Genomic DNA, 15,416 nt, shown 5'->3' with positions numbered 1-15,416 from the left:
TCAACCGGATCTCCCCCCAGCGACCGTCTACCCGAAGACAGAGTATTGACGCCAAGCGCATGAGCGCAGCGCAATCCCGTTCCATTATGTGTTCAAAAATATCCCCGCCGGAGGCACACAAACCTCAATACAACACAGCCCTTTACCGGGTTTTCTCCTCCCAAAACACGTCGTAAAATGTCCTGATGCAAACCGAAACACTCCTGCTGGGTCAAACCCTCCGGTTCACCCAAGATCCCTTCATTGACACTCCAACCAACGCCATTCGGCATGAGGCACAGGGGGCTGTCCTAATCCGCGGGGATACCATTGCCGAGGTTGGGAAAGCCTGCGACCTCATCCCCCGCGCGCGCCATGCCAACATGATCCGATACCCGGACGGTCTGATCCTACCGGGCTTTGTTGACGCCCATGCCCACTATCCCCAGACCGCCATCATCGCGAGTTGGGGCAAACGCCTCATCGACTGGCTGAATGACTACACCTTTCCGGAAGAAACACGTTTCAATGACCCCGCCTATGCCGGAACAATCGCCGATCGCTACCTCGACCTTGTCACAGCCCACGGCACCACCTCGGTTGCCAGTTTCTGCACCAGCCACCCCGCCAGTGTCGAAGCTCTCTTTCAGGCCGCTGCCAGCCGCGATATGGCCCTCGTCGCAGGCAAAACCTGCATGGATCGCAACGCCCCGTATGCCCTGCTTGATACCGCCCAATCCGCCTATGACGACAGCAAATCCCTCCTGACCCGCTGGCACGGAAACGGCCGCGCCCGTTACGCCATCACGCCCCGCTTCTCACCCACATCAACGCCAGATCAACTCCAGGCCCTCGGCGCGCTTTGGGGCGAACACCCAGACTGTCTGATGCAAACCCATATCAGCGAACAACAAGAGGAATGCGCCTGGATCGCCGACCTGTTCCCCAAGGCCCGCGACTACCTCGACACATACGAGGCTGCAGGTCTCATCGGTCCCAACGCGCTCTGGGGTCACGCGATCTGGCTGACCGACCGCGAACGCGCCCGCATCCGGGAAACCGGCGGCACCCTGGTCCATTGCCCCACCTCCAACACCTTCATCGGCTCGGGCCTTTTCAACGTGGCGGCCCGCCGTGCCGAAGGCCTGCCGCTTGCCCTTGCCACCGATACCGGCGGCGGCTCTAGCTTCTCCATGCTGCGCACCATGGCGGCGGCCTATGAGATCGGACAACTCACCGGCACCGCCCTCCACCCCGCGCAGCTCCTCTGGCTCGCGACCGAGGCTGGCGCCCACGCTCTCAATCTCCATCCCGAAATCGGCACACTCGAACCGGGGACCAAGGCGGACCTCACCATCCTCGACCTCGCCTCGACCCCCGTCATCGCCCAGCGCGCGAACCAGGCAGAGGATATCTGGCAAGCCCTCTTTCCCACCATCATGATGGGCGATGACCGCGCCATCGCAGCCACCTGGATCGCAGGCCAACAACAGCCCTGACCGCCGGGGACGGTGGGCGGGGCGCCTTGGCGCAGCCAACAGCGCCGCGCCCGTCCCGTGAAAACTCCGCAAAACACGGTTCCTGGCTCGGCAAAAGCCGCAAGGCCCATCAGAACACATCATGTAGCAGAAGAGTGACGCCGATGACCGACAAAGACTTCCCCCATATCGAAGACGGCCAGGTCCAAACCATCAGCGGCGCCACTGCAGCGATTGTCACCTTCATCGCAGCGGGCACCGCCTGGACCTCTGCCTACGTGATTTTCATCTCTGGCCCGGGCCGCGCCTGGATCTACGACCTGCTCCGCCGCCCCTGGGGTGCCCGCATCTATCGCCGCTATGCCTAGGCCGCCCATTGCTGGCTCTGGACCCGCCACTGTGACCCAATCGGCCAAACCACCAAGCCAGGCCCAACCTTTCGGGCCGCCCTCACCTGGCGCCTCTATGATCGCGCCATCGCCGTCTCCTACCCTCTGCTGCTGATCCTGGGCGGGTGGCTCCTTTTCAGCATCGGTCAGGCCGACCCCCTAACTGTGGTCACCCAGGCGCCTTTTTGGCCCGACGGCGTAATCGTGCTGACAGCCCTACTGTGCATGACCTTAAGCTTGCAGTCGCAGGCGCAGTCATATTCGGGATGATTTGGTTAGACAAACCCGGTCGCCGCAGACTGACACGGTGGATCGTGACGCTGTATGTCGGCATCACCGCATCAGTCCTCGCGAGATATATTGACTGGGATGCAATACCCGATGCTAAGAAGGGCTACTTCATCTTCCTCGGCGTCCTTCCACTGATCAACGCGCTCTTCAACACAGTCTCCTTTGCCGCGACCCTCACCTTTCTCCGCCTTGGTCTGCGCCAAGGGAACGCCATAGCCTGGGCCCTGGCCGATCTCGCAACAGCCCTGGCCCTGCACGTCGCGCTTTGCATCACCTTGGTGGTCGCCGTGGCAGGGCTGGATACGCTCAGTGGTCACCATTTGTTTGACCTGACCGGGATGTTCGCTGGGCTCCGCGACCCTGCGCCTGAACCCGGCCAAAACACCTGGCTCTACCTCATGCTCTTTTCAACGCTGCTGCCCACGGGCCTCCACCTGCTCCTCAGCCTGGCCGCCCTGCAAAACTGGGCCCCTCCGTCCCTGGCGCCACGCCCTGGCCGACTACCTGCAAAACGCCCACGCCAATCCCGCCCACCGGATCTGCGCGCCCGCCCTTCGGACAGCCCCTGCCCTGCTGCTCCCGATCCTGCTAACGGGTGGCCTCTGGTTCGGCAGCGACGCCGCACTCTGGATCGGCGCCCGCTACCTCGACGAGGTCGAGGCCGTCGCCAGATGGTCCGGTCTCCTCACGCCATAGCTCAAATGACGCCGCATCGCCCCCTTTCGTACTGGTTCAAATATCCCCGCCCGAAATTTAAAATTTTAAATCGCGAAACGGAACGACCATGCACCACGCCAGACTTGCGGCGGTTTCCACCCACCGCGCCTGCAATCCACATCATCGTATGCATGCTTTGTGCATAAGATGTGCATGGTTTGTGTATCGCGATTTGGCAGCTGTATCAGAAGCTTGAGGGGCTATTCCGCCGCCGGGGCCTCGGCGGTGTTGCGCGGATCACGGTCCGCGCGTTCGGCGGATTGGTAATGCCACAGATCGGCGTAACGTCCGCCTTGGGCCAGCAGGTCGGCGTGAGCCCCCTCCTCCACGACCGCGCCTGCCTCCAGCACGATGATCCGGTCGGCATCGGCAATGGTCGACAGGCGATGCGCGATGGTGATCACCGTGCGCCCCTGCCCCATCCGCGCCAGGGCGGCCTGAATATCGCGTTCGGTCTCCGTATCCAGGGCACTTGTCGCCTCGTCCAGCAGCAGGATCGGTGGGTCCTTCAGCATGGTGCGCGCAATGCCCACGCGCTGCTTCTCTCCACCCGAAAGTTTCAGTCCGCGTTCGCCCACTTGCGTGTCGTAACCCTTTGGCAAGCTCCCAATAAAATCGTGGATTTCGGCATCCCTGGCGGCCTGTTCCACCGCCTCGCGCGTGGCATCGGGCCGCCCATAGGCGATGTTGTAATAGATGCTGTCATTGAACAGAACCGTGTCCTGCGGCACGACGCCAATCGCGTGATGCAGGCTTTCTTGCGTCACCTCCCGGACATCCTGCCCATCGATCTTCAGGGCGCCACCGGCCACATCATAAAACCGAAACAGCAGCCGCCCGATGGTCGATTTGCCCGATCCCGTGGGGCCGACAATGGCTAGGGTCTCTCCCGCCGCCACATGCAGGCTCACACCCTTCAGGATCGGCCGGTCGGGATCATAGGCAAAGCGAACATCCTGAAACGTTACCTCTCCGCGTGACACAGCCAAGGGCGCAGCTCCTGATTTATCAACAACTTCAGAGGGTTGCTCAAGCAGTTGAAACATCTCACCCATATCGACCAGGGCCTGCCGGATCTCCCGATAGACGGTGCCCAGGAAGTTCAGCGGCAAGATGATCTGGATCATGTAGGCGTTGACCATGACGAAATCGCCGACCGTCAGATCACCCGACATCACGCCACGGGCCGCCATAACCATCACCACGACAAGGCCGCCATTGATGATCGTCGCTTGCCCCAGATTGATGAGGCCAAGCGAATATGCCGTCTTCAACGCGGCCACTTCATAGCCCGCCATGGCGGTGTCATACCGACCCGCCTCGCGCCGTTCCGCGCCGAAATACTTGACGGTTTCAAAGTTCAGCAGGCTGTCGATGGCGCGTTGGTTGGCCTCGTTATCCTGCTCGTTCATCTCGCGCCGGATCCGCACCCGCCATTCGGTGATCGCGAACGTGAACCAGATGTAAACGGCCATCGTCACCACCAGGACGGCCAGGTAACGCCAATCGAACAGGGTCACCAGCACGACACCGATCAGCACAAGTTCCAGCAGTAAAGGCCCGATAGAAAACAACAAAAACCGCAAAAGGAAGGCGACGCCCTTGACTCCACGCTCCATGATCCGGCTCAGCGCACCTGTCTTTCGGCTGATATGGTAACGCAGCGACAGGGCGTGAATATGCCGGAACGTGCGCAACGCCATCTGCCGCAAAGCGGTCTGGCCAACCTTGGCAAAGATCACATCGCGCAATTGCTGGAACAGAATGTTCAACAAGCGCACGCCGCCATAGGCGATGGTCAAACCGATGGCGCCCAAGGCCAAAAGACCGGCCCCCTCGCCGAACTCGCCCGCCAGATCGTCAACCGCCCCTTTGTAAAAAAACGGGGTCGCGACCGCCACAAGTTTGGCCAGAACCAAGGCGACCAACGCCGCAACGACACGCACCCTTAACCCGAACTGGCCCTCCGGCCATAGATACGGCACCACTTCGCGCAGAACGCGCCGTCCGCGCGCCCGCTCCTCCACCGTGATCTGGTCTTGCGCCATCATCTGCCTTAACTGTTCATCGACGCGCAAACTAGGCGGGCGCCCGGGGAAAGGCCACCCGAGCCGCACATTCAGGCGCCGATCACCTTCTTAAACCGGGGGCCGGGCGGGTTGGCTGTGTCAAAGCCCATGGCCGTGTAAGCCGCCTGAGCATCGGTATTACCAGGATCAGTGCCGACCGTCATGTAATGGCCACCCTGCCGCGCGCTTTCGGCCAAGGCAGCATCGACCAGGGCTCGTCCGATCCCCAGCCCACGATGCGGTTGCGCGACATAGAGGTGATGCAAATCCATGCCGCGTTGGCCAAAATGCAGCTTGACCAGGGGGCAGAGGGCCGCAAACCCCACTGGACTTTCCGCCAATGTAGCGACCAGAACGGTGATCCACGGATTGCTGCCGCCGGTCAGATCCGACAGTTGCTCAAGCGTCAGCGTCGCCGTGTCATCGTGATGGGCCGCCAAGGCATGGACCATGCCGTAGACGGCAACCCGGTCATCCAGGCGCATCTTTCGCACCACAGGTGCTTGTTTTATCACGGTTTCTATCATTTTCGATCTCCGGGATCAGGGCCACAGAGCCGAAACAAAAAGACCGCCTCTGCGGCGGTCAGATGTCAGAATAACTCCAGACCGCACCTATGAAGGAACGGTAAAATACCAAGGGCAGGTCAGGATCGGGCATGTCATAGATGTGGTGTGCCAAGGCCACGGCCCAAGGTCAAGCCGGACGATGCCCGCTCTCTCAATCAGGCAGATCGAAGACTTGCCCCGGATAGATCAGATCGGGGTTGCGGATCTGGTTTTTATTGGCCTCGAACACCTTCAGGTACGAAAAGCCGTCGCCGTAGCGCTGGGATGCGATGCTCCACAGCGTCACGCCGGGCTGCACCGTCACGACCGTGGCTGCCAACCGCTCCGGTCCTTCCAGCGCTTCGATCGTATCGGTGAACCGCGCGAGCGTTTCGGGATCTTCCCGCTTGAACGGTGTCTCAAACCGGGAGGTCACCTGCCCATCGCTGTCCAACCGATCCAAGCGAAGAGTGTAGACGCCAATCTCAACATCCGGCAATTCGATCTTGAAACTGCCATCATCGCCCACCGGGGCATCCAAAATCTGACGATTGTTGAGATAGATGCGCAAGATCTCTTCGGCGTCACCCTCTTGGGGACCCCGCCCCGTCAGCAAAACAGCCCCACTGTCGCTATAGGCGATGCTGTCCAAAACGACAGAGGCCACGCTAGGCGGGATCTCCGTCGGGTCACCTGCAGGCTGCAGAACACGGACACCATCATTGCCCGCCAGCAGAATTGCCGGGGCCTGTTCCGGGCGTTCAACCTGTGCGGGTGGCTGTATATCACCGTCTGATCTCGCAGTTTGCAGCGGCTGATCCGCTGTATCGTTCGCCAGATCCCCCTGGCTGTCTGCTACTATATCGGCAGGTAGGTCGCCCGTGATTTCCGAGGGCCCATCCCTGGGAGCATCGCGCGGCGCATCAGCCCCTGCTTCCTCTGCCGTTTCTGCCGGAACATCATCGGCATTCGAGCTATTATCGGGCGGGCTAGTCGGAATTTGCGGCGCGTCTGCCGACGGCGAAACCACAGCCACATCCTGATTCGGGATAGGTTCTACCGCTGTGGATGGCGTGTCGGGATCGGTCACTACGCTGGCATCCGGCAGTACAGGGACCGGGGCCGAATCCGGCATATCGGTCGCCAAATTACCGGCACCCGCGACGCCGGCGGGCTCCAATTGCGGAGCGAGGATCACACTGTCATCTGATCGAACCTCCTGACCCGGCGCACCATAGGCCACCAGAACCACGACCTGCGCCACATCCCGCGGGGCCACGTCAAACACCGCAGCAAAGGATCCATTACCGTCGGAAGAGGTCCGCGTCACCTCTGCCCCGTCGATTTCAATCGCAACGTCAAAGCGTGGCGGGGCGGTGCCAGCAATCAGCGCGCTGCCCCCCGCATCCACCCGGACGACATCAAATGTCGGCGCTGGCAGGTCCGGTTCAGCCTCAATCACATCCGGTGTTCCGGTATCGTCAACAACGGCGGGGTCCGCAGGTATCTCCGCCCGATCCGCGACCGCCGCAAGATCCTGCGTATCGTCCTTTATGGTCACGGCGGCCTCAAACAGATCGGGGCGCATGTTATACAGCACACCCCCACCCGCAGCAGCAAACACGGCCACCAAGGACACAGCTGGGACCAGCCATTTCCGATCTGTCTTCTTCTCTGCCATCACGTCTCCAACACCCCAGCATGCCTGATTGGGCGGCCTAGGCGGGTTGAGCGACAGTATCAACCCCGCTATCACCGGTCAAAGCGCGATCAGGTGAAAGCATAGTCATGTCGCATCAAAGGTTCAGCCTCTGTGTCTATTGCGGCTCGCGTGACGGTCTGAACCCGGCTTATCGTGCGGCTGCGGCCAATCTGGGCCAGGCGATTGCCAAGAATGACTGGCGGCTGGTTTTCGGCGCAGGTGATGTGGGTCTGATGGGAGCGGTTGCAACCGCAGCACAGGCCGGTGGCGCTGAAACACTCGGCGTGATCCCCACTCACCTGATGAGCCGCGAGATCAAGCAGACCGCACGGACCACCAGCATCATCACCGAAACCATGCATGAGCGTAAGAAGGTGATGTTCATGAATGCCGATGCGGTCGTTGTTCTACCGGGCGGCGCGGGCAGTCTGGACGAATTCTTTGAGGTACTGACCTGGCGCCAGCTTGGTCTGCATGCAAAGCCGCTGTTTTTATTGGATATCGCCGGATACTGGGCGCCATTGATCCATCTTTTGGACCATGTCGTGGCGCAGGGCTTTGCCGAGGCCACGATCCTCGACTATGCGCGGGTCGTCCCCACGGTCGCTGCATTGGAGGAAGCCTTGCGCCCCGACCAGATCGCCTGTCCCGAATAGATCGCCAGAGCGATCCAGATCATGGCAAAGGCCAGCGCATGCCACCGCGTAAACGGTTCCTGAAATACGACAACCGCACAGCCAAATTGCAGGGTCGGATTGAGGTATTGCACCAATCCGATCGTGGCCATTTGTACCCGCCGCGTCGCATAGGAAAACAGGATCAGGGGCCCCGCCGTCAACACGCCCGATAGCATCAAGACTCCGGTATCCTGGACCGAACGCCCGAATACCCCGCCGCCTTGACCGTGCAACACCGCCAGCCAAGCCATTGCTAACGGCAACAGCACTGCCACTTCGGCTGTAACCGATACGACCGGACCTGCCGATAACCGTTTCTTCAGTAGCCCGTAGATACCAAAGGTGATGGCCAGCGCGAGGGAGATCACGGGCACGACGGCGAGGCCCAGGATCAAAGTCAGAACGGCCGCGGCTGCCAGCCCAACCGCGATCCATTGCACGCGGCCCAATCGCTCCCCAAAGGCGCCGGCCCCCAGCACCACGGCAACCAACGGAAAGATATAGTAGCCCAAGCTGGCCTCGATCGTGCGTCCGACCTGAACAGACCAGATAAAGAGGAACCAGTTCACCGAGATCATGACCGCCGCCAGCACGATCAACCCCGCACCGTGGCGCAGCAGATTGGGAACCTCGCGCAACCGGCGCTGGATCAGCAGCACCGCGGCAAAGAATACCCCAGACCACAGGGTACGATGGGCCAGAACCTCGGTCGCGGGAACATGGTCGAGCAATTTGTAGTAAAGTGGGGATAAACCCCAGATCAGGCAGGCCCCAACCATGGCCAGCAAACCCTGCACGGCGGGGCGTGTCATCGGTATGGTCTACCGGTTTGGCATGTCAGGGCTGGTCTCATCCAGCCGACCAAACATCAGTCGGCGTCAGTCCGCAAGCACCGCCTCAAACTCGCGCCACTCTCCCTTGGACATGCCACTGGTTTCCTGGGTGACGGCTTCGCCTTTTAGCATCCGGCGCAGGCATTCTACCCCTTTGGCCGACAGGACTGCGCCGCCCAGCCGGTAATCCTCGAACGCGCTGTAGGCGGCGGGCACCCAGTTGGCGACCAGATTGCAAATAGTTTCGGCATAGACCCGGATCTCGTATTGCGCATGGGCATCGGCGCGCAGTCGCAGGAAGTGGAACAGATTATGCAGATCCACCTTCCAGTACCACTGTGTGTAGACATTGGCGGGCAGGTTCATGCGCGCCAATTCGCGTGCCAGGCCCTGTTGCCCTTCGGTGTTCAGCATCGCCTCGTAATGATCATAGGATCGGGTCGCATCGCCTTTCAGCATGTCCAGCACGCGCGCCGCTTCATCTCCGGTTAAGACCTCACCCCGGCCCTGATTGTTGACCGTCGATTGGGCCGCCAGTTGATCCGGCGCGGGAATGTAGAATTCCCGGTCCAGGATCGAATACCGCGCTGAATATTCATTCACATTGGCCGTCCGGTGCCGGATCCACTGCCGGGCGACAAAGACCGGCAACTTCACATGCAACTTGACCTCGCACATCTCGAACGGTGTCGAATGCCAATGACGCATTAGATACCGGATCAGACCCTGGTCGTTGCTCACATGTTTGGTGCCAGCGCCGTAGCTGACACGCGCGGCCTGAACGATGGCACTGTCATCGCCCATATAGTCGACGACGCGGACAAAACCGTGATCCAACACGGGATGCGCGGTGTACAGATGCGCCTCCATCCCCGGGCTGACGGCACGCAGGGTCGGCTGCGGCGCGGCGCGGGCGGTCTCTATCTCAGCAAACTGATCTGGGGATAGTGGCATCGGCGCTCCTTCCTGTGTCAAATGGCGAGTCGCCCACGCAATATATGGCTAATTGCAGGTCATTTTCCACTACATAACGGAGGTTCGTGGCAATTTTCATGGGGAACAGGGCTTTTGTTACGATCTCACCGGTTTCGCGGCGATGCCTGCTGCTGGAGAGGTGTCGGTGGGCGACGACGAACCCAAACGACACCCGGCGAAACCACAGACCATCGGCTTTTCATCTGCAGGGCGTTACGGCACAGTACCGCCATATCGCGCGCCGCGTCACCGCAAAAGGAGATGACCAGATGAAACTGAAATACCTGCACACGATGGTTCGGGTGAAGGACCTTGAGGCCTCCATCGCCTTTTACAAACTGCTTGGCATGGAAGAAACGCGGCGGATGGACAGCGAACAAGGCCGCTTCAGCCTTGTCTTCATGGCACCGCCCGGACAGTCGGACTGCCCGGTTGAACTGACCTATAACTGGGACGGGGATGAAGGGCTGCCATCGGATAGCCGCCATTTCGGTCACCTCGCCTACGGGGTCGAGAATATCTATGACATGTGCGCGCATCTGCAGGAGAACGGCGTGACCATAAACCGGCCGCCGCGGGATGGGCATATGGCCTTTGTCCGGTCGCCCGACAATATCTCGGTCGAGTTGTTGCAGATCGGTGACCGGCTGGATCCGGCTGAACCCTGGGCGAGCATGGAAAATACCGGGCATTGGTAAGCCCCACCCTGCCCCGACACGGCACCTTGCGCAGCTACATGTCACGGCATGGCAGCGCAGGGCCAGTTCGCAGGGCGACATGTCGGCGGCGGGTTTTCGGGGCACTGTGGATTGGCGTATTTCTGTCAGGAAGCATGGCACAAGCCGGGTGTCGTCAGGCGCTCGCCCTGGCGCTGGATGTCTCGTTCCGTCGATGGGCATGAATACCGGTTGCAACTTGATGGCGTTGCCAGGGCTTTACAGGCCGGCGCCGTGCAAGGCGCGCTCCTCACCTTTCCCGACCGTCCCGTTTCCATCGCCGTTTATGAATGGAGCGGTATCGACCACCAAGTCATCATTCAGGATTGGTGGGTGATCCGCAATTCGGTCGATATCGCGGCCATCGCTAGGCGCCTTCGATCTCATCGTCGGCAAACCGCGCCTGCAGAAACGGCGTTAGGGGCGGCACTGCTGTTCGGCCAAGCCCTCGTTGACACCGCACCGGGTTGCGCCCGCCGCACAATAGACATTTCCGGGGATGGCCAGAATAACATTGGCTTGCCACCCCAAAGCGATGCGGTGCACACTGCACTGGACGACCGTCAATGCTCTGGTCATCGGCAGCGACCATGCCGGGCAAGAAGATCTGCGCCAGGTCGATATCGCCGAGCTGACAGCTTATTTTCGTACCACGGTCATTCGTGGCCCCGGTACATTTCTGCAGGTGGCCATCGGGTACACGGACTATGAGGGAGCCATGGCTCGCAAGCCTTTGCGAGAGGTCGGGCTGGTTATTGTGGGACAGATCCAGCCTGTTGCGCGCGCCCTAACCCGATCAATTCCGCTGGCATCACCAGGTATTTCGGCTGTGCAAGGGGCAAGCACCGCACGTTGGACAGACCCTGGATGAACTGATGCTATTGGCCATCAGGGGTCAAAAGACACCAGCAATAGGATACCAATGGGAAGGCCGCTTGACGCGACCTCCTTTTGAATCAATAGATATAGCGGATTTGATCGCTCCAGTATCTTTCTACCCGACGCAACGAGATGGTGATATCCTCCAGACCGGCATGGCTCAGAATATCTTTGTCCTGAAGACCCTGGGCATGCCTCTCGAACAGTTCCGAGACGATGGTCCGGATGTTGCGACCCTTTTCAGTCAGGCGAACACGCACCGAGCGGCGGTCGATCTCGCAGCGCTGGTGATGCATGTAACCCAGTTCAACCAGCTTCTTCAGGTTATAGGACACGTTCGACCCCTGATAATATCCACGGGATTTCAACTCGCCCGCAGTTACTTCGTTGTCGCCAATATTGAACAACAACAAAGCCTGAACGGCATTGATCTCCAGGATGCCTACGCGCTCAAACTCGTCTTTGATGACATCAAGCAACAGCCGGTGAAGTCGTTCCACCAGTGCCAGACTCTCAAGATACGAGGTCACATAGGCGCCGCCGCCTGTAGGGATATTTTGATCATGAACACTCATTGTCGGCCTCCGCCCTAACTGCTCGCCAACAGCTTTAGGCAAAAACTCCGAACAAGAGGTTAAACCGTGAACAAAAGTAGTTTCTTATTTTAATTACAGAGCATTAGCATGATGCGCGATTAATGAGACCATATGTGCGAATCGATCAGGCGGCGTCTCTTGACCGGTCACCCAAGCGTAAAGCTCCTGGTCATTCTCGCTCAACAACGCGTCATACAAGATAATCTCGGTATCCGACAGGTCAGCCAATTGACGGTCCGCGAAACTACCAAGGATCAGGTCCATCTCCTTTATGCCCCGCCGCCAAGATCGCATACGCAACCGCCGCAACCGGTTTTCCGGGGTTTCGCTCATCCCTCGATCTCCGCCAGGACCCCGCGCAACCGCTTCTCAGTCCGGGCAAGTTTGTCTGTGGCGCGGTCCATCTCGGCCCGAATCTCGCGCAGTTCTCCCAACAAGGATTTCACATCAGCCCCTAACACCGCCTGGGTATCGGGCGCGTCCACGCCCTCCCCTTCACCGTTCAAAAGCCACATCAGCGACACGCCCAGCAAACCCGATAACATCTGCAGCTTGTTGGCACGCGGCTCGCTCAGGTCATCCTCCCAGCCGCGCACCGTCTTGACCTTGACGCCCAACTTGCGCGCAAGTTCGGTCTGGGTCAGGCCAACAGCTTCGCGCGCTCCGGCCACCCGGTCTCCAAAGGTCGCACGTTCTTCGCTGTACCAATCGGCGTGATCTTCCATGGGCTGCTCCTTGCGGCTGTCGCGGATCTGCCCTTGTCCTACCGTGCTTGGTGCCGGATCAACAACCCCGCCCCTGGGTGCCGCGCTCGGTTCCGCTTGAACCACAGCGAACCGCGCCATAGACAAGGTTAAATCCACAGCCTTGGAGGCCCCCATGTCCTTCCTTTCCGCCACGCTCGACCGTGTGAAGCCATCGCCAACGATTGCCGTCACGAACATGGCGCGCGAGTTGAAGGCGCAGGGCAAGGATGTCATCGGCCTCGGCGCAGGTGAGCCCGATTTCGACACGCCCCAGAACATCAAGGATGCGGCTGCGCAGGCCATCGCCGACGGTAAGACCAAATACACCGCCCCCGACGGCATTGCAGAATTGAAAGAGGCGATCTGCGCCAAGTTCAAACGCGATAACGGGTTGGACTATTCATCGGCCCAGGTTTCCGTCGGGACGGGCGGCAAGCAGATCCTGTATAATGCTCTGATGGCCACGCTGAACCCCGGTGATGAGGTCGTGATCCCGGCACCCTACTGGGTCAGTTACCCTGATATGGTGTTGCTGGCCGGCGGAGAGCCGGTGATTGCCGAAGCCTCCAGCCAGACTGGCTATAAACTGACACCCGACCAGCTTGAAGCTGCGATCACGCCCAAAACCAAGTGGTTCATCTTTAACTCTCCCTCCAACCCGACCGGCGCGGGCTACACGGCAGAGGAATTGAAGACGCTGACCGATGTTCTGATGCAACATCCCCATGTCTGGGTGATGACGGACGATATGTATGAACATCTGACCTATGGCGATTTCGAATTTGCCACCCCGGCCCAGGTTGAACCCGCACTCTATGATCGCACGCTCACCTGCAATGGCGTCAGCAAGGCCTATGCCATGACCGGCTGGCGCATCGGATACGCGGCAGGTCCGGAGAAACTGATTGCAGCCATGCGCAAGATCCAGAGCCAAAGCACGTCAAACCCCTGCTCCATCTCCCAATGGGCCGCGGTTGAGGCGCTGAACGGCCCGCAGGACTATATCGCCACCAACAATGCCACCTTCAAACGCCGTCGCGACCTGGTGGTCGAAATGCTAAATGCGGCCGAGGGTATCACCTGCCCCACGCCTGAAGGCGCCTTTTACGTCTACCCCCACATCGGCGGCTGCTTGGGCAAGACCAGCGCAAGCGGAACGCAGATTGCGGATGACGAGACATTCTCCAAGGCGCTGCTGGAAGAGAAAGGCGTCGCCGTCGTCTTTGGCGCAGCCTTTGGTCTATCACCATGTTTCCGGGTCAGCTACGCCACCTCCGATGAGGCGCTGAAAGAGGCATGCACCCGCATACAGGATTTCTGTGCCGAGTTGACCTGATCCGCCTCACTATAGGGTCGCGGTGGCTGCGGACGAGAATCTTCGCATTTGCCAACGATTTTGCGAATGGCACCGGTTAAATGAGACCCCAGGCGAGGTTAAATTGGCCGGTGTCACGCTTCGATCAAACGATATGTCGCATACCTGCCACCCAGGTCTGTTCCGGAATGTGTGCCTAACTGTTCCAGAAAGGTCAGGACATTGCCGAGCTTCATCTGTTTAAGTTCCGCAAATGGCAGTTCCCACCAAAGCGAAGCCAGCAGCGATTGCACGATGTGATCCGCAAACCTCGTCCGAACCTCCCGCGCAGGGCTTCCTACCACAATTGTATAGGGCGCAACGTCCCGCGTAACGACCGTATTGGCGCCGATCACCGCGCCATTCCCGATCCGCACCCCCGGCAAAACGATAGCCCCGTCGCCGATCCAGACGTCAGAGCCGATCTCCACCTGCACCGGCACCTCTGACATGTTGTGAAACGCCATCTCTGCCAATTGATCCGGTGTGTAGGCTTCCATCGCGATGCCACCGAATAGGCTGGGACTGGTCGAGACCCCCGTCAGGCTGTGATGTTCGGCACCGATGGTCACGCGCCGTCCGATGCTGACATATCGCCCGACAAAGACCCGACCTTTCACATAGCCACCGCCGTTCATGTAGCTGCGCGCGCCCCAGAATACGTCCCGCTGATTGGGAATCGTTGGGCAGTTCACATTCACCCGCTCCTCAAACAGCAGCCCCGGGAGATGCTTTCCGGAAGGGATGCCGATTGCCTCCAACTCCGCCCCTTTCACGTCTTCATCGGCGCTCAGCGTGCCGACCAAGAACGCCTGGCGCTTATCCTCCAGCAGCATCGGCCTCTCTCCTCGCTAATTTCGGCGGGAATAGGACCTTTATAAGCTTAACCGGCGGTTACCGGGCACTGATCGCTGAAAACTCCGCTCCTGAGATGACGGTCGCGCCCAAAACTGTCGTGTCAGCGGCCGAACACACCGAAAAATTGCCGTAGGGCTAAGGCACCCTAAGCAATATCACGCCAATTGACGACAGGAGGAACTGAGCCCAATCGAGGCTCGGCCAATCTCTGCCAATGTATACTTTTTGCAGACAACCTTGGCCCAGAGTTCTACGAAATCGTTTCAAATCAATTGGTTGATGTGAACCCCCAACTATTCATACCTGCACGCGCCCTGCGCGTGTGATGTGGATCAGCGACACAACCAGACCGGGTTGGTCGAATTCCGCCGAGTCTTCTTTACCCGCTATTAACTCACCCTGATTTTAGTGCGATGTAATTGAGGCTGAATAACTAACCAGAGGCGCTGACGTGGAGCTAGCCAACAAATTCAAAAATTGGGTTAGCAACACCCCGTCCGGTGATGCAAACGCGACGTCAAGCAAGAAAAGTATAGACCGAACGCGAAACAATTGTATTAACCCATATTTACCACAGTTTTTATTCAGGTTTTAACGATCAATTCATTA

General features: G+C 59.5%; 16 protein-coding genes and 1 pseudogene. 7 read left to right on the top strand and 10 right to left on the bottom strand.

Features of this window, described 5'->3' with window-relative positions; all coding sequences use genetic code 11:
• The first annotated feature begins 185 nt into the window (after window positions 1-185).
• Complete coding sequence (guaD, locus tag IU397_RS04690; RefSeq protein WP_204411233.1) at window positions 186-1,478, top strand: guanine deaminase; 1,293 nt, start codon at window positions 186-188, stop codon at window positions 1,476-1,478.
• A gap of 143 nt (window positions 1,479-1,621) precedes the next feature.
• Entirely contained in the window at window positions 1,622-1,825 is a 204-nt protein-coding gene (locus IU397_RS04685; RefSeq protein WP_204411232.1) for a hypothetical protein, read from the top strand.
• Between the two features lie 362 nt (window positions 1,826-2,187).
• Here IU397_RS04685 and IU397_RS04680 read toward each other — a convergent pair whose 3' ends face one another.
• The 4 genes from IU397_RS04680 to IU397_RS04665 all read right to left on the bottom strand — a co-directional run bounded on the left by IU397_RS04680 (window position 2,188) and on the right by IU397_RS04665 (window position 7,152).
• Window positions 2,188-2,457 (bottom strand): hypothetical protein, encoded by a 270-nt coding sequence (locus IU397_RS04680; protein WP_204411230.1) that lies wholly within the window; start codon window positions 2,455-2,457, stop codon window positions 2,188-2,190.
• A gap of 597 nt (window positions 2,458-3,054) precedes the next feature.
• Entirely contained in the window at window positions 3,055-4,905 is a 1,851-nt protein-coding gene (locus IU397_RS04675; RefSeq protein ID WP_304519689.1) for an ABC transporter ATP-binding protein/permease, read from the bottom strand.
• 68 nt (window positions 4,906-4,973) lie between these two features.
• On the bottom strand, window positions 4,974-5,450 hold the full coding sequence (locus tag IU397_RS04670) for a GNAT family N-acetyltransferase (RefSeq protein WP_204411228.1): 477 nt from the start codon (window positions 5,448-5,450) through the stop codon (window positions 4,974-4,976).
• 193 nt (window positions 5,451-5,643) lie between these two features.
• Window positions 5,644-7,152, bottom strand: coding sequence for a LysM peptidoglycan-binding domain-containing protein (locus tag IU397_RS04665; RefSeq protein ID WP_204411226.1), 1,509 nt, complete (start codon window positions 7,150-7,152; stop codon window positions 5,644-5,646).
• Window positions 7,153-7,259: 107 nt separating this feature from the next.
• On the opposite strand from IU397_RS04665, the gene IU397_RS04660 reads away from it, so the two are divergent.
• Window positions 7,260-7,829 (top strand): TIGR00730 family Rossman fold protein, encoded by a 570-nt coding sequence (locus tag IU397_RS04660; protein WP_204411224.1) that lies wholly within the window; start codon window positions 7,260-7,262, stop codon window positions 7,827-7,829.
• On the opposite strand, the gene rarD is transcribed toward IU397_RS04660, so the two are convergent.
• Both rarD and thyX read right to left on the bottom strand, forming a co-directional pair.
• Window positions 7,754-8,662, bottom strand: a complete 909-nt coding sequence (rarD, locus tag IU397_RS04655) for an EamA family transporter RarD (protein ID WP_204411223.1) — start codon at window positions 8,660-8,662, stop codon at window positions 7,754-7,756. The genes IU397_RS04660 and rarD overlap by 76 nt on opposite strands.
• A 66-nt stretch (window positions 8,663-8,728) precedes the next feature.
• Complete coding sequence (thyX, locus tag IU397_RS04650; RefSeq protein ID WP_204411221.1) at window positions 8,729-9,637, bottom strand: FAD-dependent thymidylate synthase; 909 nt, start codon at window positions 9,635-9,637, stop codon at window positions 8,729-8,731.
• 290 nt (window positions 9,638-9,927) lie between these two features.
• Between thyX and IU397_RS04645 the strand changes: the two genes are divergently transcribed.
• The 3 genes and pseudogenes from IU397_RS04645 to IU397_RS23210 all read left to right on the top strand — a co-directional run bounded on the left by IU397_RS04645 (window position 9,928) and on the right by IU397_RS23210 (window position 11,245).
• Window positions 9,928-10,356 (top strand): VOC family protein, encoded by a 429-nt coding sequence (locus IU397_RS04645; protein WP_204411220.1) that lies wholly within the window; start codon window positions 9,928-9,930, stop codon window positions 10,354-10,356.
• Window positions 10,357-10,404: 48 nt separating this feature from the next.
• Window positions 10,405-10,866: pseudogene (locus IU397_RS23805) on the top strand (DUF1194 domain-containing protein); the annotation flags it as partial.
• Window positions 10,867-10,873: 7 nt separating this feature from the next.
• Window positions 10,874-11,245 carry a DUF1194 domain-containing protein gene (locus tag IU397_RS23210; RefSeq protein WP_239479591.1) on the top strand — a complete coding sequence of 124 codons (372 nt, stop codon included), beginning with the start codon at window positions 10,874-10,876 and terminating at the stop codon, window positions 11,243-11,245.
• 85 nt (window positions 11,246-11,330) lie between these two features.
• Here IU397_RS23210 and IU397_RS04635 read toward each other — a convergent pair whose 3' ends face one another.
• The 3 genes from IU397_RS04635 to IU397_RS04625 all read right to left on the bottom strand — a co-directional run bounded on the left by IU397_RS04635 (window position 11,331) and on the right by IU397_RS04625 (window position 12,574).
• Window positions 11,331-11,828, bottom strand: a complete 498-nt coding sequence (locus tag IU397_RS04635; RefSeq protein WP_204411217.1) for a MarR family winged helix-turn-helix transcriptional regulator — start codon at window positions 11,826-11,828, stop codon at window positions 11,331-11,333.
• 93 nt (window positions 11,829-11,921) lie between these two features.
• Window positions 11,922-12,182: a succinate dehydrogenase assembly factor 2 gene (locus tag IU397_RS04630; RefSeq protein ID WP_204411215.1), complete on the bottom strand. Its 261-nt coding sequence runs from the start codon at window positions 12,180-12,182 to the stop codon at window positions 11,922-11,924.
• The gene (locus IU397_RS04625) at window positions 12,179-12,574 is read right to left on the bottom strand and encodes a helix-turn-helix domain-containing protein (protein ID WP_204411213.1); all 396 of its coding nucleotides are present in this window, start codon (window positions 12,572-12,574) and stop codon (window positions 12,179-12,181) included. The genes IU397_RS04630 and IU397_RS04625 overlap by 4 nt, the downstream gene beginning before the upstream one ends.
• A 154-nt stretch (window positions 12,575-12,728) precedes the next feature.
• Here IU397_RS04625 and IU397_RS04620 point away from each other — a divergent pair, with 154 nt between their 5' ends.
• Window positions 12,729-13,931: a pyridoxal phosphate-dependent aminotransferase gene (locus tag IU397_RS04620; RefSeq protein WP_204411211.1), complete on the top strand. Its 1,203-nt coding sequence runs from the start codon at window positions 12,729-12,731 to the stop codon at window positions 13,929-13,931.
• Between the two features lie 113 nt (window positions 13,932-14,044).
• On the opposite strand, the gene IU397_RS23705 is transcribed toward IU397_RS04620, so the two are convergent.
• Window positions 14,045-14,785: a CatB-related O-acetyltransferase gene (locus tag IU397_RS23705; RefSeq protein ID WP_304519688.1), complete on the bottom strand. Its 741-nt coding sequence runs from the start codon at window positions 14,783-14,785 to the stop codon at window positions 14,045-14,047.
• Window positions 14,786-15,416 lie beyond the last annotated feature (631 nt).

Source organism: Actibacterium sp. 188UL27-1 (assembly GCF_016901225.1).
In the GTDB taxonomy this organism is placed as follows: Bacteria; Pseudomonadota; Alphaproteobacteria; order Rhodobacterales; family Rhodobacteraceae; genus 188UL27-1.
Note: the sequence above shows the minus strand (reverse complement) of the source record. Positions and strands in the feature narration are given on the sequence as shown.